Origin of the sequence: Paraburkholderia gardini (assembly GCF_907164575.1) — a bacterium.
Taxonomy (GTDB): domain Bacteria; phylum Pseudomonadota; class Gammaproteobacteria; order Burkholderiales; family Burkholderiaceae; genus Paraburkholderia; species Paraburkholderia gardini.
Genome location: NZ_CAJQYY010000031.1, coordinates 53,349 through 74,915, shown reverse-complemented (window position 1 = coordinate 74,915; position 21,567 = coordinate 53,349). Strand labels below are relative to the sequence as shown.

Genomic DNA, 21,567 nt, shown 5'->3' with positions numbered 1-21,567 from the left:
GCGCCGCCGGCAGGCGATCCGCGAGCCGGCCCAGCGCGGCCGGTATTTCCTGGTCCAGCTTCGCTCGTCCCTTGCTCATCACCTCGCCGTATTCCGTCAGCAGACCGCGCAGTCCGTTGATCTGCATCGTGCGAAACTTCACCAGTTGCTCGCGCATCCGGTGCAGCGCCAGCATCGCCTGTTGCATCTCGGTCTTCACCGCCACCGGCTTGCCCGGCTGCTGCACCGCCAGCCAGATCGCTCGCGCATCCGCCGCATCGTTCTTGTTCCGAATGTTGAACGCCTTCACGAACTGCGCCGGCATCAGCCTCACCTCGTGACCCATCTGCGTCAGTTGCCGTGCCCAGTGGTGGGCGCCGCCGCACGCCTCCATCCCGATCAGGCACGGTGCTCGATTCGCGAAGTGCTCGAGGAACCTCGCCCGCTTGATCGGCTTGTTCACGACCTCTCCGGTTTCCTGATCGACGTAATGCACCTGGAAAACCAGCTTGGCGATATCAACGCCCACGGCCATACTGTTCATCGTGGATACTCCGGTTGCCGGGAAATGCGTGCATTTTCCACCTGGGCACTTCGATGCCGTTGGCCCGTGAGGATCCACCTCCCGCCTCTGCTCTCACCGCTCCGGGTGGGACGCGTTCATTTCATTCTCCTTGTTGAAAATCGTCGCGACTGGAGTCGCGCGGCGTCGTGGTGAGTGTCAGGCGACGCCAGGCCTTGAAAGGGGTCCGGGCAGAATACGTGAAAGCACCTGTGCCGTTTGATAGTGGGCCCTCTAATCAATGCCCGGACGCTACCCGGGCACGGCGCTTTCCTGTCGCGGGGGCGTCGCTGCGAACGTGGGCTGCCTGGCCGCACCGCGTCATCAACCGGAAGGTGTGGTGGGAAAAGATACGGAAGTACCAAATTTTTGATGAAGAACCCGAAACCCGTGAAAGTGAGTAATAATGAGACAGATAGGCTAAAACAAATGTTCGAGCACAAAAAAACATGGACCATAAGTCAAAAGTTCGCCACCTGAAGCTGGTTGGGTTGGCAGGGCTGGTAGTGATCGGGGGAATGCAGGTTGTTTGCGCACAGACGAGTCCCGAACCTGTCGCAAACGTTGCAGTCGCAAGCGAAACCACCGCTCTGCCTGCTGCGGATCCTGCCGCGAGTTCCGTACTTTCCGCAGCGCCGGCACAGCCGGTCGTGCTGACCGCCGATGAGGCGAAGCAGTCGGCGACAGGTAATGTCGCTGAGCTGCAACAGATGATCAACGGATCGGAACTCAGCGAGCTGCGCACGACCCATAACGGCAGTTACGGCGCGAGCCTGTTCTTCTACGGCAAGGAGATGACGTGGTATGTCGCCTTGTTCCAGCAGAAGAATTTCTGGCGCGTGATCAAGACGTCGGATGAAGGCCGCGCTGAAGCGATCTATCGCGACTTCGCCCGTCAGACCGTGCAGCTTTCCGACGTCGAGATCCGCCGCGCGCGGCTCGACGCGCAGAAGGCATTCACGGAACGCATGGTCGCGCTGTCGCAGGACCGCGCGAACCGCCTCCAGGCTGATCTGACCGTTGCACGCCAGCAACAGGCCATCGTCGCTGACCAGCAGAAGCAGAATCGCGACGAAGCCGCCGCGCTGCAGACGCAGAAGCTTGCCGCACAGGAGCAGTTGCGTACGGCGCAGCGTCAGGTGCGCAACCTGCAGCGTCAGCTGGAATCCGGTCTGCCGGTTTCGCGTTAATCGAGCGTAGCGCCCGGCGCGGCGCTGGCCGCGCATCATGGGCGCTGTGTTTTAACGCGGTTCAGTCAGGCATTCGACTCGCTCCGTTCCCGGTTCGCCGGACGGGGCGTGTCCGTTTGCTGCTGGCTGTCCTGTCAAACTTCGTTGCTGTCTTGCGTCGCCGCGTCGTGGGGTTGATACGCCGGTGACCGATGCGGCAGCGACGCCCCAGCTCTCCATTCGGGCGATTTCCGGCGCGCCGCCACGCTACTGTGTGCCCGCTGCTTCCGCCCGCGCGAGGCGCCGCCGCGACACACTCTCCCATACTGCAACGACGATCATGACGACGGTCGTGAGGCCGCCCGTCATCAGCAGGTCGGTGTGCAGCGCGAACGGTGACACGATTGCGAGCAGGACAAGCCCGACCCAATGCGACAGCGGAAACCAGCCGTACACGACCCGCTTGTATAGTCCGTTGCCCACGATAAAGATCGCCGGGCCACCGGTGAGCAGCCACGCTGTTGCCCACGCGATACGCTCGTCCGGATGCAGGATCACGAGATCGTCGGCCGCGGCGCAGACGATGATCCCGGCGATCAGGATCACATGCACATAGTGGAAATACGCGGCCATGAGCCCGGGTTCGCCGGAGCGTCTGATCGCACGGCTTCCGGCGCTGCTGCTGGAGTCGAAGTACACCCACCACATCGCGACGCTGCCGAAAAAGCACACCAGAAACGCGATGACGGCAGGCGCGCTCCATGCCTCGATGTCCGACAGCGTACCGCCGGTCACCAGCACCGATTCGCCCAGCGCGAGTATCACGAACGCCTGGCAGCGTTCCGCGATATGGCCGCCTTCGGCTGAACGCCAGTCTGCCGCGCCCGAACGGCCGAGCCCTGGCAGCGGAAAGCCGAACATGGGCGACAGGTACTCGCAGAGCACCGCGAAGGCCCAGCACGCGAAACGCCCGGGGCCTTCAAGAACCCCGCCCACGATCCAGGCGATACCCGAAATCACGAGCCATCCGCAGATGCGCCGGAAGTTCGCCGTCAGCGCGTGCTGGCTGCCCAGAAAACGCAGCACGACGATGCTTCGGCCCACCTGGATCGTCACGTAACTGATCGCGAACACCAGCCCACGCTCGCCCCAGGCGAGCGGCAGACTGGCGGCCATCACCATGCCGACCAGCATCACCGCGAAAAGCAGCAGCCGCACCGGAATACGCTCGGGATCGAACCAGTTGGTGACCCAGCACGTGTACTGCCAGCCGAGCCAGACCGCGAACCAGAGAATGAGCGTCTGCAGCGCGCCGAACGCACTCAGGTCGTGGACGAGCCGGTGCGACAGTTGCGTGACCGCGAATGCATAGATCAGGTCGAAGAACAGTTCGACATAGGTAACCCGCGCTTCCTGACCGTCGCGTGGACGCAGGAAACGGGCGGTGCCGGTCGGCATGGTGTCGTTCCTTGTGCTGGACGCTCCGGGACGTCCAGGCTCGCGCGCGGCCGGTCATCGGCGACTGCGCGGACCCGTCCGGGCGGACATACCGTGTTGCCATGGTCAGCGCATGGCGCGCCATGACCCGGTCAGTGCAACGTACGACCTGCACTCTTTCGCGCCTTGTCTTCATCCTCTTCGGGATGAACCGCGATTGGGTCGCTGGCGGGAAAGGTTTCCTCAAGCGCCTCGTCGAGACGGTCGTCTGTCGGATCGGCCGGTTCCGGCTGCGGCTCCGGCGCACGGGTTGTGGGTTTCGACATGATTGCGCTCCGCTCGAAGAGGTGGAACAGCCAGCATAGCGCAAAGACATGTGCACAGAACACCTGGCCGTCCGGCCATTTCCGCGTCGCGTGCCGGTGTCACGTCAGGCCCGATCGAAGACTTTCGGCGGAAGCTGAAAAATCGCGCCGTATCGCTCGTCCTGGTTGTGTCACGGCGATAGCACAAGCTGGTGCCATTCGCGTCGACATACGGACAGGGCGACTCTGACATGGACATGAAAACGAAGGGGCCGGCGCAACGCGTTCATGCCTCGCACGTGGTGGAGGCGGAACTGGCACATCTGGAATGGGCGACGCGGCAACCGGTCGACCGGACGCTGAGCCCCGACTACTGGCAGCGCCGCGTGCTCGCGGTGAAATGCAGGTTTGAATTGACGCCGCAGCAGGGGCAGCGCGTCGAGGTCATCCTGAAGCGGATCGAAGCGATCCTGCAGCGACTCGACAATCGCCTCCGGTAGCGCCGGTCTTCCAGATTGCGTGAAGCGCCCGAAGACCGGCCGCCCGGACCGGTTATTCGTTGCCGCTATTGTTGTTGCCGTCACCGTTGGCGTTGCCGAACAGGCGCCGGCGACGCGTCACGACGACCGGGCCGTCCGACGCGGGGCGATCCGGCGGGGCCGACGAGCTGCCCGGACCCGATCCGCCGCCCGCACCTGAATCCGGAGCGGACGAAGAAGGCGAAGACGACGACGGGCCCGAAGAACCCGAACCATACGGGCCACGCGGCTCGCGGGGTTCGCGCGGCTCACGGTGATCGCGCGAGCCGTGCGGCCCACGCGTTGTGTGTTCGCCATGCGACGGCCGGCCCGCGCGCGGCGCCGGACGGGTGCCGGTATCGAGCTGGATGGTCGAGATGGCGCGTTTGTAGATGCCCTGCAGGCCAACGGGCGTGCGCAGCATCACCAGGTACTGATCGAACGACTCGATGCATCCCGTCAGGCGAATGCCATTGACGAGATAAATTTCAACGCGCTTTCGTTCTTTGCGCGCTGCGTTCATGAAGTCGTTTTGCGGATGCGATTCTGCGGAAGGCATGGGCGATTCGGAGGCGGGCAGCGATGCGCCGCGGTCAGTTATAAGAATGGCTACTCGCCGCGATTCTACCCTGTACCGGATACAAACGCGCTGTGCGGGCGGCCTCACGCCCACTATAACGGCTTGCGCGCCCGGAAGCACCCCTTAACGTATGGTGTAACGTGTAGTTACGAATTATCGCCGTCCCGCGCGCGAAATGACGTGCCGCAGCGGCCTGTGATGGCCGGTCACGGGTGGGGCGGGCAACGGTTGCCGGAATAAAAGCAGGGTGGGGAACGTTAAGTCTGCATGGTGAGCGCCAGATGATCCGGCGCCTCCAGTCCGACGGAACCCGCGACACCCGACCCAACCTGGGCGAGCCCGCCGGCCCGCGCGACTGCCGCACGTCCGTGGGGCGGCGCCCGCGCCGTCCAGTGCCCACCCGCAGGAGACGACTGATGAACATGCCTCGCATTCTTTCCGCTGCACTGACGGTTCTCGTACTCGCGCTTTCGTCGCTGACGGCGGCGTGTGGCGATATGGGCGCCTCGGGCAGCGGCACGTCGAGCAGCGGCAGCAGCAGCGGCGGCTACTGACTCTGTGCTGCGTCTGAACGCCCGGCGGGCGAGCTTCGAAGCCGACGTCATTTCATGGCTCCCGCAGCTGCGCCGCTATGCGCGCGCGCTGACGGGTGATGTCGCGTGGGCGGACGATCTGGTGCAGGACACCGCGGAGCGCGCGCTCGCCCGCTGGACGGCGTTCCGGCCGGATACGAACCTGCGCGCGTGGCTGCTGACGATCCTGCGGCATCTGTATATCGACCAGCTGCGGATGCGCCGCGAGATCGCCGTCGACGACGAAAGCGCGCCGTGGCGAAACATGGAAGCGCCGCACGGCGAGGTCGACGGGCTCGTGCTGCGCGATGTGCAGCGGGCGCTGTATTACCTGCCGGTCGAGCAACGCGAGGTTTTGCTACTGGTGTGTATCGAGGAATTGTCGTATCAGGAAACATCGACGGCGCTTGGGGTGCCGATCGGTACGGTGATGTCGCGGTTGTCCCGCGCGCGTGAACACATGCGGGCCCTGCTGACCGAAGGCCCGGCGCGCAAAACCCCGCCGTTGAAAGTCGTAAGAGGCGCGTGATGACGAACGACGAAGAACACGATCACGTTCACGATCCTGATTGCGCATCCGGGCTGGATCTGCGCGCGCTATCGGCGCTCGTCGACGACGAGTTGCCCGAAAGCGCGCGCGCGGCGCTCCTTGAACGGCTGGAGCAGGATCCGGACGCGGCCAGCCGGGTCGCCGGCTACCGGGCGCAAAAGGCCGCCTTGCAGGCGCTCGGCGCATCGGCGGCGCACAACAGCGCGCCACAGGTGGTCGTTTTGCGTCCGCACCGGCCGTGGTGGGGGCAGGCGGGAATCGCGGCGTGCTGGCTGGTGGCGGGCGCGAGCCTCGCGCTGACGCTCGCGCCGATCGCGCCGCGCCTGATCGGTGGCGGAAGCGGCGAGCCCACGTTCGCGCAGCGCGCCGATATCGCTTATGCCGTCTACACGCCGGAGCGCCGGCATCCAGTGGAAGTGGCCGCGTCCGAAGAGGAGCATCTCATCACGTGGCTCTCGAAGCGGCTGAACCGGTCGCTTTCGGTGCCATCGCTGCAGGAGTACGGCTATACGCTCGTCGGAGGCCGGCTGCTGCCGGGCGAAGCGGGGCCCGCGGCGCAGTTCATGTACGAGAATCACCTCGGCGCGCGCCTGACGCTTTACGTCACCGCCACGCGAAAGGGTGAAACGGCGTTCCGCCTGTTCCGCGACGGCAACCGCCGCACGTTCTACTGGGTGAGCGACGAAATGGGCTACGCGCTTTCCGGACCGATTTCGGAAGGCAAGCTGCGCACCATCGCAATCGATGTCTGCAGCGAGCTCGGCGGGCGGCCGGAGTCATGGCAATAACGTGCTTTTTGCCCGTGGCGCTGGCAGCCCGACGACACTGAAGCAACGCAACGCACGACAAGGAACAAGGACATACAAAGGCAGGACCGCGCGGGGATCGGCAAGGACGGCGACGCAAGCCGTCAAGGCAGGGCAGCATCATGCGCAATCTGACTGGACTGGGAGCGGTGCTGGGTACTTGCATCGCATGCACGACGCCGGTGGCATCGCAATCGGTGACGGACGATCCGCTGAACGATCCGGCGCTGATGTGCCGTACTGTTTTCGGCGAGGCACAAATCGACGGTGTGACGCAGCAGATTGTCGGACGCGCGTGCCGGCAGCCGGACGGCACCTGGCAGATCGTGCAGGACGCCGACGGCAGCGAGGCCGCCATTTACCCCGTTCCCGCGTATCCGTACTATCCGTATTACGACCCGTGGTACTGGGGGCCGCCTGTTGCGATCGGCGTGGGTGCCTCGTTTATCTTCGTCGATCATTTTCACCACTTCCATCACATGGATCCCATCCACTACGGACATCCATCGTATGGCATGGGCATGCACGGCGGCTTTCACGGCACAGGCGGCGGTTTTCACGGCATGGGCGGTATGCGGCCGACCGGCGGCTTGTCGGGCGGACGGGGGCGACGCTAGCGGGTGACATCACGCTCCGTTCGCACCGGCGTTTGTGCGTGCCGGTTGCACCGCTGTCGGCCGTCGACAGTCGATGGCCGCCTGCATCGAGGAGGGTGACTTGGACCGCATCTTGCCGCCGGCCGTATCCGGAGCGAACTTCGAGCGCGCGCTCGATGCGTGGGCGTCGATTGTCGGCGCCGCTAACGTCGTGTCGTCGTCCACGGGGCTTGCGCCGTATCGCGATCCGTTTGCGCCCGGCAAGGCGTTTGATTTCGCCGCATCGGCCGCGCTGCTGCCGGCTTCCGTGGATGAAATCCGCGCGCTGTTGCGCGTCGCCACGCAGTTTCGCATTCCACTGTGGACCGTTTCGACCGGACGCAACTTCGCGTACGGCGGCGCGGCGCCGCGTCTGGCCGGCTCCGTCGTGCTCGACCTGCAACGGATGAACCGGATCCTCCATGTCGATGAATCGCTCGCTTACGCGCTCGTCGAACCGGGCGTCAGCTATTTCTATCTCCACGCGCATCTGCGCGACAAGGGTTACCGGCTGTGGGTCGATCCGCCCGCGGCGGGCTGGGGCAGCGTGATCGGCAACACGCTCGAACGCGGTTTTGGCTATACACCGTACGGCGATCATGCCGCGACGCAGTGCGGCATGGAAGTCGTGCTGGCAAACGGCGACGTGGTGCGCACAGGCATGGGCGGCATCGAGCCCGGTACGTCGTGGCAGTTGTACAAGCCAGGCTATGGCCCGTCGTTCGATGCGATGTTCATGCAGTCGAACTTCGGCATCGTCACGAAGATGGGCGTGTGGCTGATGCCGGCACCGCCTGCGTATCTGCTCGGCGAATTCCAGTTTCGCAACGAAAGCGATCTTGAGACGATCGTCGAAACGCTGCGGCCGCTGCGGCTCGACGACACGATCCGCAACCACGCGGTGATCGAAGGGGCGATCCGGCGTGCAGCAGGTCTTGCACCGCGCTCGCAGTATTACGACGGTGCGGGGCCGATGCCCGAGCGCGCGGTTCTCGCGATGATGGACCGGTTGCACATCGGCCGCTGGAACCTGCATTTCGCGCTCTACGGCAACGAGGACGTGATCGACGCGCAGTACGCAAGCGTGCATCGTGCGTTTGCGCGAGTGCCGGGCGCGGTGCTGTCGGCGGCGCGTTACGCGGGCGATGCGCAGCCTGCCGGCGGTGGCGACCGCAACCTCGCCGGCATTCCCGCGATGAGCGCGTTTCGCATGCTCGACTGGCGGGGCGGCGCGGGTGCGCATGTCGATTTCTCGCCGGTGTGTCCGGCAACCGGCCGCGATGCGATGCGTCAGTACACGATGGTGAAGGCGCGCGCGGCGGAATATGGCTTCGATTACTACGGCGGCTTCACGGCGGGCACGCGCCATCTGCATCACATCTTCGCGATCATTTTCGATCGCGACGACGCGCGGCAACCTGAAGTCGCGGGCGATCTGCTGCGCGCGCTGATGAGCGACGCGCGAGCCGCGGGCTACGGCGAATATCGCGCGCACCTCGCGTACATGGATTTCGCCGCGGCGCAATACAGCTTCAACGATGGCGCGATGCTGCGGCTGTCGGAGACGGTCAAGGACGCGCTCGATCCCGCGGGCATTCTGTCGCCGGGCAAGCAGGGCATCTGGCCGCGCGCATGGCGCGACAAGCGGGGTTACACGTGAACGTGAACGCGGACGACCGTGGGCATCTGGATTCACACGACGCATGCGCAGGGGGACGCAGATGGATCGACGCACGTTCATGACACACAGCGTGCTGCTCGTCGCGGCTGGGTGCGCGACGCCCGCGTTTGCGCACGCGATCCGCATGCCCGGCACAATTGCGGTGTATGACCTGACGCTCGCACATGGCCGCGCGCTGGCGGAACACGCGGCGGCGAGCGGTTTGCCCGCGTTCGATACCGGCGAGGATATCGGCGCGCTCTGGTATGCGACGCTCGCGCCGCACGTCGTGCAAAAGCGCGGTTTGCTGATCGGCGTGACGCGTCGCTCCGATTATTTCGTGCTGACGCAGTTCGTTGCACGCACGATGGGCGGAGCCGCTTTACAGCGAGACATTTCACGCAGGCTGGAGTCGACGGGGGCATCCCACTTCGTCATTGACTGCGCAACCCGCCCGCGCGACGTAACACGCAAAACCAGAAACGCAAAAGACGAAGCCTAGAACCTGTAACCCGGATTTTTCGGGTCGAATGTAGCGTCGTCGAAGGTTTTCGGCGTGACGGTTTCGAAGACGATTTTCTCGAAGATCCGGCCTTCGTTGTCATAGGATTCGACGCTGCGAAACCACGGATGCCGCAGATCGAGCCCGAGCGTTTCCTTTTTTGCGTAGAACGCGGGCTGGCCGGTCGGCGTTTCATAGGTGAAGGCGACCACGCGCACGTCGTCGATGGTTTTCACCTCGATCTGGTTCGGATGCCCGATGCCGGCGTCGGCAAACTTCTGCCCTTCCGAGAGAAACTGCTGCGCGATGTATTCCGTTCCGAGATCGCGCACCTGATGGTTCGACTGGGCGCGCGCGAGTGCGCCGTTTAGCGACGTCCACAGCGGCATCACGTTCAGGAGGCCGCCAAGGTGGCCGTACATTTCATCGCTGCGTTTCGATTCGTCGTAGATGATTTCCTGGCCCGAATGCGCGCCGTCGGGCAGCCATTTCGCGTAGATCCGCAGCGGGTCGCGCGTGAGGCGCACGAGCATATGATCAGGCTTGTCGGGCCACACGCCCCGGATGCGTTCCTGCCGCGCCATCGTGAACTCATACGACGGATAACCGTTTGGCCCTTCCTTCACGTAGCGCGGCACAGTCTGCGAATCGAGCGACTGGAACAGCGCGAGCAGCTGCGCGTCATCGAGTTTCTCGAGGGCGCCGCTTTGCGATGCGCGACGCAGCCAGCGCACCTGCTGATCGACGGGCAGCCGGCCGACCTGCGCCGGCGCGACGATGGTGGTTGCCGCGCCGGTGGGCGAGAGCAAAGGCGAGGGCGTGCCGCCCTGCGCGTGGACAGCATTCGCCACGATGCCCGCGCAAACCAGCACCCCGCATGCGACGAAACGGACGTGCGGTGCAGTGCGCGTCGATCGATACCGCGGATACGTCATCCTGCTCTCTCCCGGGTCAACGCCGGTGCGCACGGTTTGCCGGTGCGCGCTTACTCCGGCTTCTGCTTTGCGAGTTCCTCTTCGCGCAACTGACGGCGCAGGATCTTGCCGACGTTGGTTTGCGGCAGTTCGTCGCGGAACTCGACCACCTTCGGCACCTTGTAACCTGTCAGCAACTTGCGGCAATGCGCGATGACCTGCTCCTGCGTGAGCGAGCGGTTGCGCGGCACGATGAACACCTTGATGCGCTCGCCCTGCGCGGCATCGGGGATGCCGATGGCCGCGACTTCGCGCACATCCGGATGCATCGCGATCACGTCTTCCACTTCGTTCGGGTACACGTTGAAGCCGGACACGAGAATCATGTCCTTCTTGCGATCGATGAGACGCATGAAACCGCGCGAATCCATGACGCCGATGTCACCGGTGGCGAGCCAGCCATCTTCGTCGAACACCTTCGCGGTTTCCTCCGGACGGTTCCAGTAGCCCTTCATCACCTGCGGACCCTTCACGCACAACTCGCCCGCTTCGCCTACGTTCGCCCACGTACCGTCGTCCTTCCTGAAACGAACCTGCGTGGAAGGCGCGGGCAGGCCGATCGAGCCTTCGAAATCGCGCATGTGCTTCAGGTCGACCGGATTCATCGAGACGATCGGCGAGCATTCGGTGAGCCCGTAACCTTCGATGATCGGCTGGCCGGTCACCGCCTTGAAGCGATCCGCGACGGCCTTCTGCGTTGCCATGCCACCTGCCATCGCGAGCTTCAGGTTCGAGAAATCGCGCTTGCAGAACTCTTCGTTTTCGAGGAACGCGTTATAGAGTGTATTGACCGCCGTGATGCCGGTGAATTTCTCGTGACGGATGATCATCATCACGCGCTTCACGTCGCGCGGATTCGCGATCAGGATGTTGCGCCCGCCGAGTCCCATGAAAATCAGCGCGTTCACTGTCAGCGAAAAGATGTGATAAAGCGGCAACGGCGTGAGCACGGTCTCGGCATCGCCCGTCAGTTGACCGGCGGACCACGCCTTTGCCTGCAGCAGGTTCGCGATGATGTTGCGATGCGTGAGCATCGCGCCTTTCGCAACACCCGTGGTGCCGCCGGTGTATTGCAGGAACGCGATGTCGTCATGCGTCGGATGCACGGGGGTGAGCGGACGCGTGTAGCCGGTCGCCAGCGCGTCGAGTAGTTTCACGGCTTGCGGAATGTGCCAGGCCGGCACCAGTTTCTTGACGTGGCGCAGCATGAAATTGATCAGACGGCCCTTGATGTTCAGGCCATCCTTGAGCAGATCGCCGAGCCCGGTCACGATCACGTTTTGCACCTTCGTGCCGGGCAGCGCCTCTTCGACCACCTTCGCGAAGTTCTCGAACACGATGATCGTCTGCGCGCCGCTGTCCTTGAGCTGATGGGCGAGTTCGCGCACGGTGTAGAGCGGATTCACGTTCACGACCACCGCACCGGCCTTCAGCACGCCAAAGAGCGACACCGGATACTGGAAGGTGTTCGGCAGCATGATCGCGACGCGATCGCCGGGTTTCACGCCGATGCCCTGCAGGTAGGCGGCGAACGCGGTGGCCTTGCGCGCGAGTTCGCCATACGTCATCTCTTCGCCGACGCTCACGTACGCCACGCGCTCGCGGAACTGCGCGACGCATTCGTCGAAAAACTGCACGAGCGACGCGTACTGGTTGACGTCGATTTCGTGCGGCACGCCGGATGGCCAGGAGTCGAACCAGATGCCGTCGGTATTCGGCACTGTCGATGCCTTCGATGCGGCTCCGCCCATGGCGTCCTGCGAAGATGCTGCGCCTGTCGAAGGCGATTGCGTGGTCGGGATCATCGCTTGTCTCCTGAGTCTGACTGTATTGTTGTGGTTGTCATTTTAATGCTCACCGTGGTGCCGCTAGCGTTCGAGAATGGCGACAACGCCCTGGCCGCCCGCCGCGCAGATCGAGATCAGTCCGCGCGCGGTGCCTGCTGGCTTGTCGAGTTGAGCAAGCAGCTTTGCGAGTCCTGCAACGATACGTCCGCCGGTGGCCGCGAACGGATGGCCCGTTGCGAGCGAACCGCCGTTCACGTTCAGTTTCGTGCGATCGATCGTGCCGAGCGGGCCGGGCAGGTCCAGTTGCGTGCGGCAATACTCGTCATCCTGCCACGCCGCGAGCGTGCACAGCACCTGCGCCGCGAACGCCTCGTGAATTTCGTAGAAGTCGAAGTCCTGCAGGCTCAGGCCGGCGCGCGCCAGCATGCGCGGCACCGCATACGCGGGCGCCATCAGCAGGCCTTCCTTTTTATCGAAGAAATCGACAGCGGCGGTCTCCGACCATGTCAGATACGCGAGCACCGGCAGGCCGCGTTCGGCCGCCCACGCTTCGCTCGCAAGCAGCACGGCGGACGCACCGTCGGTGAGCGGCGTCGAATTGCCGGCCGTCAGCGTGCCCGCGTCGCGATCGAATGCGGGCTTGAGCCCGGCGAGTTTTTCGGGCGTGAGATCGGCGCGCAGGTTGTTGTCGCCTGTCAGGCCGCGATACGGCGTCATCAGATCATTGAGGAAACCGTTCCGGCTGGCTTCTGCGAGCTTGCGGTGGCTTTCGAGCGCGAGCGCATCCTGCGCTTCGCGCTCGATGCCCCAACGCTTCGCCATGCGCTCGCAATGCTCGCCCATCGAAAGGCCCGTGCGCGGCTCGACGTTGCGCGGCAGCAGCGGTGTGAAAAACATCCGCGGGCGCAGCTTTGCCAGCGCGCCGACGCGCTGGCCGGTTGTCTTGCCGCGGTTCGCTTCGAGGAGGATCTGGCGCATCTTTTCGTTGACGCCGACCGGCGCGTCCGACGTCGTATCGACGCCGCCCGCGATGCCCGCTTCGATCTGCCCGAGCGCGATCTTGTTCGCGACGAGAATCGCTGCTTCGAGGCCGGTGCCGCAGGCCTGCTGCACGTCGTAGGCAGGGGTTTCCTTCGCGAGCGTGGTGGAGAGCAGCGATTCGCGCGTCAGGTTGAAGTCACGTGAATGTTTGATGACCGCGCCCGCCGCGACTTCGCCCAGTCTCATGCCGTGCAGGTTGAAGCGGTCGATCAGACCCTGCAGCGTGAACGTCAGCATGTCCTGGTTCGATGCGCTTGCGTAAGCCGTGTTGGACCGCGCGAACGGAATGCGGTTGCCGCCGACGACGGCGACGCGCCGCACGGCAGGAAGCGGGTGAGACATGCTCGGCTCCTTCAGGTCATGCCCTGATTATCGATAGATTCAGACGAATGCGGCGGATCGTCTGCATCGACCGCTGCAAAAGCAGTAACGAAATACGTACGACATTGATTCCACGATTTCGCCGTGACGTGACATAACGTAACGCATGGCATGGGCGCTCATTGCAGCGTCCACTGAAGTCGCGCGCGCAGATGCGGTTTTTCGCCGGCGCTGTCGCGCACTTCGAGCTCGCGCATGGTCGGCGCGGTGGACGACGTCCAGATCGATGCGTCGCCCGGCAGAAACATCGGCAGCTTGAATTCGCCGCTGATGACGGCGTTTGCGAGGCGTTTGGGCGGCTGCAATGCGGCCGCCGCGCGCGCGAGCGTCCACATGCCGTGCGCGATCGCGCGCGGAAAGCCGAATGCCCGCGCGGAAAGGGTGCTCAGGTGAATCGGGTTGTAGTCGCCGGATACCCTCGCGTAATCGCGGCCCAGCTGCGGCGGCAACTGCCAGCGCGTGTGACGAACCAGCGCGGCGCGCTCGATCTGCAGTGGCGCGAGCGCGGAACCTCTCACGCCGTCCGGCGCGATGCCGCGCTTCAGATAGACACTGTCGCCGTCCCAGACTGCTTCACCGCGTCGGTAGAGGCGCGAATGGAGTACGAACACCTGGCCTTTTTCGTGACGCAGCAGCGCACCGAATTCGACTTCGACGCGCAGCACGTCGTCGGGATAGAGCGGCTGGTGCTGATGCACGCTGTTCGCGAGATGCACGAGTCCTGGTGCAGGCCATGGAAAGGCCGGGTCGGTGAGTATCAGCAGATGCAGCGGAAACGCGAGCAGATGCGGAAACGTGAACGGCAGACCCTGCTCCGGAATGAAACCGCAGACGCGTGCATAGCGATCGATCGCGGCCTGTTCGAGTGGCACGGCGGGGCGCACGAGCCGCAGCGGCGGCAGACGCGTTGCACGGCCACGCTTGAACACACCGGACAGCGCCCGCCCGTAGAGCGCGGCAGGTTGCGGCAGACGCTGGATCATCACCGTTTCCGGGCGCACGGCGCCAGGTGTCTCGCCGAAGCGGGAGGGCTCGCCCATCGTCAGGCTCCGAGCAGGCTCTGGCCGCACACGCGCACCACCTGACCCGTCACACCCGCTGAGGCCGGGTGCGCGAGCCATGCGATCGTCTGCGCGACATCGACCGGCTGGCCGCCCTGGCTCATCGAATTCATGCGACGTCCTGCCTCGCGGATCGCGAGCGGTATCTTCGCGGTCATCTGCGTTTCGATGAAGCCAGGTGCGACCGCGTTGATCGTGATGTGCCGTTCGAGCAGATGCGGCGCCATGCTCTGCACGCGTCCGATCACGCCCGCTTTCGACGTCGCGTAGTTGCTTTGCCCGCGATTGCCCGCGATGCCGCTGATCGACGACACACCGATAATCCGTCCGCCATGGCGCAGCGTGCCCGCTTCGAGCAGCGTATCGTCGATGCGTTCCTGCGCCGCCAGATTGATGTCGATGACGCTGTGCCACGCGGCAGCCGTCATCTTCGCGATGGTTTTGTCCTTCGTGATGCCGGCATTGTGCACGATGATGTCGACACCGTTTTCATCGAGCGCCGCCGCGAGTTGCGCCGGCGTTTCCGGTGCGGCGATGTCGAAGGCGAGGGCGGTGCCGTTCAGCGCGCGCATCGTACGGTCGAGCACCTCTTTCGCGGACGGAATGTCGACGCCGATCACCTGCGCGCCTTCGGCCGAGAGCACCTCCGCAATCGATGCGCCGATGCCACGCGCGGCACCCGTCACCAGCGCGCGACGGCCCGCGAGCGGCTGCTTCCAGTCGAATACGGGCAGCGCGTGTGTCACGGTTTCGATGCGTACGACCTGGCCCGACACATACGCCGAGCGCGGCGACAGGAAAAACCGCAGCGTGGCTTCGGCCAGCGCTTCCGCGCCGGGTGCCACGTGGATCAGGTTGGACGTGATGCCGCGACGTGCTTCCTTGCCAAGCGAACGCGTGAAGCCTTCGAGCGCGCGTTGAGCGGTCCATTGCCTTGTGGTTGCACACACTTCCGGTGGCCGGCCGAACACGACGATGCGCCCGCATTTGTCGAGCGAACGCAACGCGTCGTGAAAGAACGCGTAGAGCGTATCGAACTGCGTGGTGTCCTCGATACCGCTGGCGTCGAACAGCAGTGCGCTCATGCGGCCTTGCGCCGAACCGCTCGCTCCACGTGCACCACTCGCGACCGGCTCGAAGCGGCCGGTCAACATTCCGTGTCGTTGCGCGAGGGGAATCCACAACCCCGCACTTTCATGGGCGACGCCCGTCATGCCGGTACGCGCGATCATGCCGGCGAGCGCCTCAAGCATCCGCGGCTGCGGTCCCGCGCCGACGGCAATCAGCCCTTCGAATTCAGGCCGGTCCGCGCGATAGCGGCGCAGCACCTCGGGCTTCGGCAGTCCAAGCGAGCTTGCGAGCCGCGCGCCAAATGGCGAGTTGACGAAGTTCAGGTAGGAGTCGTTCATCGTCCGGTTCCGCGGTGTGCTGTGTGGGCGTTCACTGTGTGCGAAGCGTCCCGCGTGCGGCGTGCACGGCGGGGCGCGTGTTTCGAGTCAGACGGCCATTTCCATCGCGCGCTCGAGCGCATCCTTGCGCTTTTGCAGATCGGCGAGCATGCCGAAGTCGGCCGGGAAGTCGTCGACCTTGACGACTTCCGCGCCGTAGCGTGCATAGTCGGCCAGCACGCCGCGTTCGCTGCCGTCGATCAGGCCGAGTCCTTCGGCGGTTTCGATCCATGCGGCCAGATCGGGCAGGCTTTGCGGCATCGGCCCGATCAGGCCGCTTTTGACGGCCTCGCGCAGCTTCTGCTCGATCTGCGTGACGCGCGGCGTTAGCGCGAACACGAGTTCGCCATAGCCGAGCGGATCGACGTCGACCGGCGGAACGTACGAATCAGCGACGAGGCGCTCGCGTGCCGCACCGGGCGTCTGCATCAGTTCGGCAATCGCCGTGCCGAGGCTGTCCGACGGCGCGCGATGCGGCAGACCGAACGGAAACGCGAGCACGCGCACCAGACCCGCCGCGAGCCGGTTCGGATAATTCGCGAGCACGCCGTCGATGGCCTGCTGCGCCCGATACAGCGCATCCTCGACGCCCCAGCATACGAGCGGCAGATCGCTCTCCTGGCGGCCTTCGTCCTCGAAGCGCTTGAGCGTCGCCGAAATCAGGTACAGCTGCGAAAGCACGTCGCCGAGCCGCCCCGAAATGCGCTCGCGACGCTTCAGGTCGGCGCCCAGCACGAACATCGAAATATCGGCGAGCAGCGCGAACGCGGTCGACATGCGTGTCGCGGCGCGATAGTGGTGAACGAGCGGCGCGTGCGCGCGCTGCGGCTTCGCGATGAAAACGCCACCCGTCAGCCCATAAACGAAACTGCGCATCGCATTCGATAGCGTGAAGCTCGCGTGTCCGAAGAACGCTTCGTCGAAATCGCGCAGCGCCTTGTGACGATCGGCCTCCCGCGTGGCGGCCATTTCCTTCAGCACGTACGGATGGCAGCGGATCGCGCCCTGACCGAAGATGATCAGGCAGCGCGTGAGAATATTCGCGCCTTCGACGGTGATCGAGATCGGCACCTGCTGGTAGGCGCGCGCGAGGAAATTCGACGGCCCCATGCAGATGCCCTTGCCGGCGACGACGTCCATGCCGTCGTTAATGACCTTCCGGGCGCGTTCGGTGATGTGATACTTCACGATCGCCGAAATCACCGAGGGCTTTTCGCCGAGATCGACCGCCTGCGCCGACAGGCGGCGCGCGGCGTCCATCACGTAGAGGTTGCCGCCCATGCGGCCGAGCGCTTCCTGCACGCCCTCGAACCTGCCGACGGCCGTGCGGAACTGCCGGCGCACCGCGGCATAGGCACCCGTGCCGCGCACGGCGAGTTTCGCCATGCCGACGTTCGACGACGGCAGCGAAATCGCCCGGCCCGCCGCGAGACATTCCATCAACATGCGCCAGCCGTTGCCCACCTGCTCGCGTCCGCCGATCACCCAGTCGAGCGGAATGAACACGTCGCGGCCGGCGTTCGGGCCATTCTGGAACACGGCGTTCAGCGGCCAGTGACGGCGACCGATCTTCACGCCGGGATGCGTCGCTGGAATCAGCGCGCAGGTGATGCCGGGTTCGTCGTCGACGCCCAGCAGATGGTCCGGGTCGCGCACGCGAAAGGCGAGACCGAGCACCGTCGCGACCGGTCCGAGCGTGATGTAGCGCTTGTCCCACGTCACGCGAAAACCCAGCGTTTCGCGGCCTTCGAACGTGCCTTCGCAGACGATGCCCACATCCGGAATCGCAGCCGCATCGGAACCGGCGTACGGGCTCGTCAGCGCGAAGCAGGGAATTTCCTCGCCGCTCGCGAGACGCGGCAGATAGTGATTTTTCTGCGCTTCGGTGCCGTAGTGCATCAGCAGTTCGGCGGGGCCGAGCGAGTTCGGCACCATCACCGAAACGGCAGCCGCCGAACAGCGCGTGGCGAGCTTCATGATGACCTGCGAATGCGCGTACGCGGAGAACTGCTTGCCGCCATACTGCTTCGGAATGATCATGCCGAGGAAGCCTTTCTCCTTGATGAACTGCCACGTTTGCGGCGAGAGATCCTGCCAGACCGCGCTGGTTTCCCAGTCGTTCGCGAGATCGCACAGGTGCTGGCATTCGTTGTCGAGAAACGCCTGCTCTTCAGCCGTGAGCGTGACCGGACCATGAGCGAGCAGCGTGTCCCAGTGCGGACGCCCGGAGAAGAGTGCGGCATCCCACCACACAGTGCCGGCTTCGATGGCGTCGCGCTCGGTTGGCGACATCTCGGGCAGGATCTTGCGGAAGATTTCGAGCACGGGCTTCGTGAGCCATAAACGGCGCAGGGGCTTTAGTGCGAGAACGAGCGCGGGAATCACGAGGACGATGGCAAGGCACGTCGTGGCGACCGGTCCCGCCGCACCCGTCAGGAAGGCGGTGGCGACCCACACGGCCATGAACGCCAGCCACCATGCGGCGCGTGCCTGCATGAAGACAAGCCCGGCACTCACGACGAAGAGCGCAACGATAAGCCACTGCATGACGAATTCTCCCTGTTTTCACGGTGTAATCGGGCACGTCCGCGCAAACGGCGCGCGTGTTCCTGATTGCCCGTCGACCCTGTTTAACTGTCAGACCGGATGGTTCACTGCGCGTTCGACTGTACTGGCGGATTGAGCGGATGGTGCGGTCGTGTGCGGCGGCGGATCGTCGGCGGTTGTGCCGGAACCCGCGTTGTCGCGCATGCTGGACGCACCAGCAGCGCCCGCGTCCGAACCAGCAGACGAGGTGTCTGGGCAGTCGGGTTCACTGCCGTCGGCGGCATCGCCAAGGACAGCGGCGAACGCGGCGAACTGCGAAGCATCCGGCAGCGGTGCCTTCAGCGCGGACACCATCAGCGAAGCGAGGCGTGCGATCAGTTGCAGGTCGTTCATCGACTTGCCCTGCGAGAACCCGGCGATGAGGCTCTCGGTGTCCGTGCCGGCCAGCACGCCGGACAGCGCGCCGATCGCGAAGTGCAGACGCCAGCCGAGTTCCTCGCGCGGCAGATGCGGCAGCGCGCGCTGGAACGCGTCGAAGAAACGCATCGCGACAGACTCGTAATGCGCCGCGAGAAAGTCGCGAATGAACGAGGAAGGATCGGTATAGGCGCGGCCGAGGAGCCGCAGGAACGCCTTGCCGCCGACCTGCGGATCGCGCGACAGCCGCAGCGCGGGAATGAACATCGCGCCGAGCACGTGTTCGCAGGTGAGGCGCGAGCCGGGCATCGCGTCGAAGCGGTCCAGCAGCTTCAGACGCTCCTGGTTCAGCCGGTCGAGGCGTCGCGACAGCATCGCGTGGATTAGCGCTTCCTTGCTGCCGAAGTGATAGTTGACCGCCGCGAGATTGACCTCGGCGCGCGACGTGATCTGCCGCAACGACATCGCCTCATAGCCGCATTCGATGAAGAGGGTTTCGGCAGCGTCGAGGATGCGCGACTTCGTGTCGCCGGCAAGCCGGCCTGTGGTGCGAACTGCCATGTTGCGCCTCCCAGTGTCGATCGCCCGACCGCGAACAGGCGATTCAAGTATCCGATTGAAACGGACGTTTTTTTCAGGATAAGAAGGCGATGCTTTTAACAGCAAGCGGGAATGTGGGTGGACGCCTCTAAAAAGTGCTCGATCGCCGCTGTTTGCTGCGTTGCGACAGCGCATGCGTCGGGTGGCGTGCAAATGAAAAAAGGCCGTTCCGGACAAAATCGGAACGGCCTCGTATAACGGGCGAAAGCAGCGCGGGTGCTGCCTGTTGCCGGATGTTCGCGCCGGCACCGGGCCGGCGTTCAGGACGTCGCGTTCAGTGGAGCGCCGCGACCTCCCTGGCTGACTGCGTCATATCGATGCCGCGTCGTTCACGGCTAAACAGGATCAGCATGGCGATCACGACCGCCACGATGCCCGCGACGAGTGCCATCGGCAGTGCGTAGTTGTTGCCGTGCGCTTCCGCGAACTTCGCCTGCATCGGCCCGTTGATCGCGGCGAGCAGATTGCCGAGCTGATAGACGAGACCGGGGAAGGTCGCGCGGATATCGTCGGGGGAGATCTCGTTCAGATGCACCGGAATCACGCCCCACGCGCCTTGCACCGAGATCTGCATCAGGAACGCGCCGGCGGCGAGCATGAGCGGAGTCGTCGAGAATGCCCACGGCCAGAGGGCCGGCAGGGCGATCAGCGCCGCGATGAAGATGGCCCGCTTACGGCCGATCTTTTCGGAGAGCGCGCCGAAGAAGAGACCCCCGACAATCGCGCCGACGTTCAGCACGATGCTGATGTTCTGCACGATCTCCGGACCGAACTTGTGCTGCACGCGCAGGAACGTCGGATACAGGTCCTGGGTGCCGTGCGAGAAGAAGTTGAACGCCGTCATCAGCACGATCGCATAGATCGAGAGCTTGACGTTCTGCCGCAGCGTGGCGATGAGGCCGGGGCGTGGCCGCTGCTGCATCGTTTGCCATGCGGGCGATTCGGGCACGTGCGCGCGAACGTACAGCACGAGCAGCGCGGGCAGCACACCGATGAAGAACATGCCGCGCCAGCCGATGTACTGATAGAGCTGGCCGAATACGAGGGAAGCGAGCAGGTAGCCGCTCGGGTAGCCCGCCTGCAGCAGGCCGGACACGAAACCGCGCGCATGGGGCGGAATGGTTTCCATGGTGAGCGCGGAACCGACGCCCCATTCGCCGCCCATCGCGACGCCGAAGAGCGTGCGCAGGACGAGCAGGGTGGCGAGATTCGGCGAAAAGCCCGACAGCAGTTCGAGCAGGGAATAACACGCGATGTTGATCATCAGCGTGGGACGGCGGCCGAACCGGTCAGCGAGCCGTCCGAAGATGAGGGCGCCGACGGGTCGCGCCATTAGCGTCAGGAAAATGGCGTAGGTGACGGAAGATATTTCCGTATGAAACTCGGCGGCGATATCTTTCAATATAAAAACCATCAGAAAGAAATCGAATGCGTCGAGTGTCCAGCCCAGATAGGCGGCAATCGTGACGTTTCTCTGTTCCCGTGTCCAGCTCATCTCGTTGTTCTCCTGTTCCACAGTACCCCGCATACATGCGACGCGGTCTCCGGCGTGTCTCACATGCCTCGTGGGAGCGGGCTTCGCGAAAGTGTACGCCGGCTGTTAAACGGGTGCGTGATTCAACTTCCCCTTTTTCATGGTAATCCCCGAGTAAATTCGTACTCGATGCAAACGAGCATGATCTTCTGTCGGCAATATGAAATATTCGTATTGATATAGATATATTTATTTAAGTGATTTGTAATGTTTGTGGCGATGTATTTCCGGTGACGACCCGGCTGCATTGATCGGCCAGCCCGATGGATTGATCGAAAATCGCTGATTCCCCGCGCAACGCGGTTTCTCTACACTCGACGGCAAACCCGGACGCGTGGTGTCCGGTATTCATTCCGCGCTCATGCTTGTTGCTGTCGTTGGCCTTGTGTCGTTTCCCGGCGATGTCGGCCGATGCGATGTGTACTTGCGTTGCCCGCGTGGACCGCAACAACTTGCATGGGACCAGGGTAACGCGCTAAAGCGTCAACTCCGGTCGACAGCC

The 21,567-nt window shown here is 64.2% G+C and carries 20 protein-coding genes and 1 pseudogene; 9 read left to right on the top strand and 12 right to left on the bottom strand.

Going from position 1 to position 21,567, the window contains the following annotated elements:
* Positions 1–523, bottom strand: a 523-nt coding sequence (locus LPA34_RS22845; protein WP_228982516.1) for an IS110 family RNA-guided transposase, incomplete at its 3' end; no start/stop codon positions are given.
* 338 nt (positions 524–861) lie between these two features.
* Here LPA34_RS22845 and LPA34_RS22840 point away from each other — a divergent pair.
* Both LPA34_RS22840 and LPA34_RS22835 read left to right on the top strand, forming a co-directional pair.
* A pseudogene (locus tag LPA34_RS22840) lies at positions 862–945 on the top strand (helix-turn-helix domain-containing protein); the annotation flags it as partial.
* Between the two features lie 45 nt (positions 946–990).
* Complete coding sequence (locus tag LPA34_RS22835; RefSeq protein WP_228982514.1) at positions 991–1,731, top strand: DUF2968 domain-containing protein; 741 nt, start codon at positions 991–993, stop codon at positions 1,729–1,731.
* A 246-nt stretch (positions 1,732–1,977) separates the two neighbouring features.
* Here LPA34_RS22835 and LPA34_RS22830 read toward each other — a convergent pair whose 3' ends face one another.
* Both LPA34_RS22830 and LPA34_RS22825 read right to left on the bottom strand, forming a co-directional pair.
* Positions 1,978–3,168, bottom strand: a complete 1,191-nt coding sequence (locus LPA34_RS22830; RefSeq protein WP_228982512.1) for a low temperature requirement protein A — start codon at positions 3,166–3,168, stop codon at positions 1,978–1,980.
* A 131-nt stretch (positions 3,169–3,299) separates the two neighbouring features.
* Positions 3,300–3,473, bottom strand: a complete 174-nt coding sequence (locus LPA34_RS22825) for a hypothetical protein (protein WP_228982509.1) — start codon at positions 3,471–3,473, stop codon at positions 3,300–3,302.
* Positions 3,474–3,703: 230 nt separating this feature from the next.
* Here LPA34_RS22825 and LPA34_RS22820 point away from each other — a divergent pair, with 230 nt between their 5' ends.
* Complete coding sequence (locus LPA34_RS22820) at positions 3,704–3,952, top strand: hypothetical protein (RefSeq protein WP_228982507.1); 249 nt, start codon at positions 3,704–3,706, stop codon at positions 3,950–3,952.
* Between the two features lie 52 nt (positions 3,953–4,004).
* Here the strand turns inward: LPA34_RS22820 and hfq are convergent, their stop codons facing one another.
* A complete protein-coding gene (hfq, locus tag LPA34_RS22815) occupies positions 4,005–4,529 on the bottom strand; it encodes an RNA chaperone Hfq (protein WP_228982506.1) in 525 nt (174 codons plus the stop codon).
* A 437-nt stretch (positions 4,530–4,966) separates the two neighbouring features.
* Between hfq and LPA34_RS22810 the strand changes: the two genes are divergently transcribed.
* The 6 genes from LPA34_RS22810 to LPA34_RS22785 all read left to right on the top strand — a co-directional run bounded on the left by LPA34_RS22810 (position 4,967) and on the right by LPA34_RS22785 (position 9,275).
* Entirely contained in the window at positions 4,967–5,104 is a 138-nt protein-coding gene (locus tag LPA34_RS22810) for a hypothetical protein (protein WP_228982505.1), read from the top strand.
* Positions 5,105–5,117: 13 nt separating this feature from the next.
* Positions 5,118–5,651, top strand: coding sequence for a sigma-70 family RNA polymerase sigma factor (locus LPA34_RS22805; protein WP_228982533.1), 534 nt, complete (start codon positions 5,118–5,120; stop codon positions 5,649–5,651).
* Entirely contained in the window at positions 5,651–6,460 is an 810-nt protein-coding gene (locus LPA34_RS22800) for an anti-sigma factor family protein (RefSeq protein WP_228982504.1), read from the top strand. The genes LPA34_RS22805 and LPA34_RS22800 overlap by 1 nt, the downstream gene beginning before the upstream one ends.
* Positions 6,461–6,600: 140 nt before the next feature.
* Positions 6,601–7,095: a hypothetical protein gene (locus LPA34_RS22795; RefSeq protein WP_228982503.1), complete on the top strand. Its 495-nt coding sequence runs from the start codon at positions 6,601–6,603 to the stop codon at positions 7,093–7,095.
* A gap of 100 nt (positions 7,096–7,195) precedes the next feature.
* Positions 7,196–8,773, top strand: coding sequence for an FAD-binding protein (locus LPA34_RS22790; protein ID WP_228982502.1), 1,578 nt, complete (start codon positions 7,196–7,198; stop codon positions 8,771–8,773).
* A gap of 61 nt (positions 8,774–8,834) precedes the next feature.
* Positions 8,835–9,275 carry a hypothetical protein gene (locus LPA34_RS22785; protein ID WP_228982500.1) on the top strand — a complete coding sequence of 147 codons (441 nt, stop codon included), beginning with the start codon at positions 8,835–8,837 and terminating at the stop codon, positions 9,273–9,275.
* On the opposite strand, the gene LPA34_RS22780 is transcribed toward LPA34_RS22785, so the two are convergent.
* The 8 genes from LPA34_RS22780 to LPA34_RS22745 all read right to left on the bottom strand — a co-directional run bounded on the left by LPA34_RS22780 (position 9,272) and on the right by LPA34_RS22745 (position 21,026).
* Positions 9,272–10,210, bottom strand: coding sequence for a DUF1571 domain-containing protein (locus tag LPA34_RS22780; RefSeq protein ID WP_228982498.1), 939 nt, complete (start codon positions 10,208–10,210; stop codon positions 9,272–9,274). The two genes, LPA34_RS22785 and LPA34_RS22780, sit on opposite strands and share 4 nt — an antisense overlap.
* A 50-nt stretch (positions 10,211–10,260) precedes the next feature.
* Positions 10,261–12,054, bottom strand: coding sequence for an AMP-binding protein (locus tag LPA34_RS22775; RefSeq protein WP_324251777.1), 1,794 nt, complete (start codon positions 12,052–12,054; stop codon positions 10,261–10,263).
* 63 nt (positions 12,055–12,117) lie between these two features.
* A complete protein-coding gene (locus LPA34_RS22770; RefSeq protein ID WP_228982496.1) occupies positions 12,118–13,419 on the bottom strand; it encodes an acetyl-CoA C-acetyltransferase in 1,302 nt (433 codons plus the stop codon).
* Positions 13,420–13,577: 158 nt separating this feature from the next.
* A complete protein-coding gene (locus tag LPA34_RS22765) occupies positions 13,578–14,498 on the bottom strand; it encodes a MaoC family dehydratase (protein WP_228982495.1) in 921 nt (306 codons plus the stop codon).
* Between the two features lie 2 nt (positions 14,499–14,500).
* The gene (locus LPA34_RS22760; RefSeq protein ID WP_228982492.1) at positions 14,501–15,928 is read right to left on the bottom strand and encodes a 3-oxoacyl-ACP reductase; all 1,428 of its coding nucleotides are present in this window, start codon (positions 15,926–15,928) and stop codon (positions 14,501–14,503) included.
* Positions 15,929–16,015: 87 nt separating this feature from the next.
* Complete coding sequence (locus tag LPA34_RS22755) at positions 16,016–18,514, bottom strand: acyl-CoA dehydrogenase (protein ID WP_228982490.1); 2,499 nt, start codon at positions 18,512–18,514, stop codon at positions 16,016–16,018.
* 90 nt (positions 18,515–18,604) lie between these two features.
* On the bottom strand, positions 18,605–19,492 hold the full coding sequence (locus LPA34_RS22750; protein ID WP_228982488.1) for a TetR/AcrR family transcriptional regulator: 888 nt from the start codon (positions 19,490–19,492) through the stop codon (positions 18,605–18,607).
* Between the two features lie 313 nt (positions 19,493–19,805).
* Positions 19,806–21,026: an MFS transporter gene (locus tag LPA34_RS22745; RefSeq protein ID WP_228982486.1), complete on the bottom strand. Its 1,221-nt coding sequence runs from the start codon at positions 21,024–21,026 to the stop codon at positions 19,806–19,808.
* Between the last annotated feature and the right edge of the window lie 541 nt (positions 21,027–21,567).

Excerpts from the sequence above, each read along its gene's own strand:
- LPA34_RS22750 (WP_228982488.1), bottom strand. The coding sequence starts at position 19,492 with ATGGCAGTTCGCACCACAGGCCGGCTTGCCGGCGACACGAAGTCGCGC.
- LPA34_RS22810 (WP_228982505.1), top strand. The coding sequence starts at position 4,967 with ATGAACATGCCTCGCATTCTTTCCGCTGCACTGACGGTTCTCGTACTC.
- LPA34_RS22760 (WP_228982492.1), bottom strand. The coding sequence starts at position 15,928 with ATGAACGACTCCTACCTGAACTTCGTCAACTCGCCATTTGGCGCGCGG.
- LPA34_RS22835 (WP_228982514.1), top strand. The coding sequence starts at position 991 with ATGGACCATAAGTCAAAAGTTCGCCACCTGAAGCTGGTTGGGTTGGCA.
- LPA34_RS22745 (WP_228982486.1), bottom strand. The coding sequence starts at position 21,026 with ATGAGCTGGACACGGGAACAGAGAAACGTCACGATTGCCGCCTATCTG.
- LPA34_RS22795 (WP_228982503.1), top strand. The coding sequence starts at position 6,601 with ATGCGCAATCTGACTGGACTGGGAGCGGTGCTGGGTACTTGCATCGCA.
- LPA34_RS22755 (WP_228982490.1), bottom strand. The coding sequence starts at position 18,514 with ATGCAGTGGCTTATCGTTGCGCTCTTCGTCGTGAGTGCCGGGCTTGTC.
- LPA34_RS22765 (WP_228982495.1), bottom strand. The coding sequence starts at position 14,498 with ATGGGCGAGCCCTCCCGCTTCGGCGAGACACCTGGCGCCGTGCGCCCG.
- LPA34_RS22785 (WP_228982500.1), top strand. The coding sequence starts at position 8,835 with ATGGATCGACGCACGTTCATGACACACAGCGTGCTGCTCGTCGCGGCT.
- LPA34_RS22800 (WP_228982504.1), top strand. The coding sequence starts at position 5,651 with ATGACGAACGACGAAGAACACGATCACGTTCACGATCCTGATTGCGCA.
- LPA34_RS22775 (WP_324251777.1), bottom strand. The coding sequence starts at position 12,054 with ATGATCCCGACCACGCAATCGCCTTCGACAGGCGCAGCATCTTCGCAG.
- LPA34_RS22820 (WP_228982507.1), top strand. The coding sequence starts at position 3,704 with ATGGACATGAAAACGAAGGGGCCGGCGCAACGCGTTCATGCCTCGCAC.
- LPA34_RS22770 (WP_228982496.1), bottom strand. The coding sequence starts at position 13,419 with ATGTCTCACCCGCTTCCTGCCGTGCGGCGCGTCGCCGTCGTCGGCGGC.
- LPA34_RS22830 (WP_228982512.1), bottom strand. The coding sequence starts at position 3,168 with ATGCCGACCGGCACCGCCCGTTTCCTGCGTCCACGCGACGGTCAGGAA.
- LPA34_RS22825 (WP_228982509.1), bottom strand. The coding sequence starts at position 3,473 with ATGTCGAAACCCACAACCCGTGCGCCGGAGCCGCAGCCGGAACCGGCC.
- hfq (WP_228982506.1), bottom strand. The coding sequence starts at position 4,529 with ATGCCTTCCGCAGAATCGCATCCGCAAAACGACTTCATGAACGCAGCG.
- LPA34_RS22780 (WP_228982498.1), bottom strand. The coding sequence starts at position 10,210 with ATGACGTATCCGCGGTATCGATCGACGCGCACTGCACCGCACGTCCGT.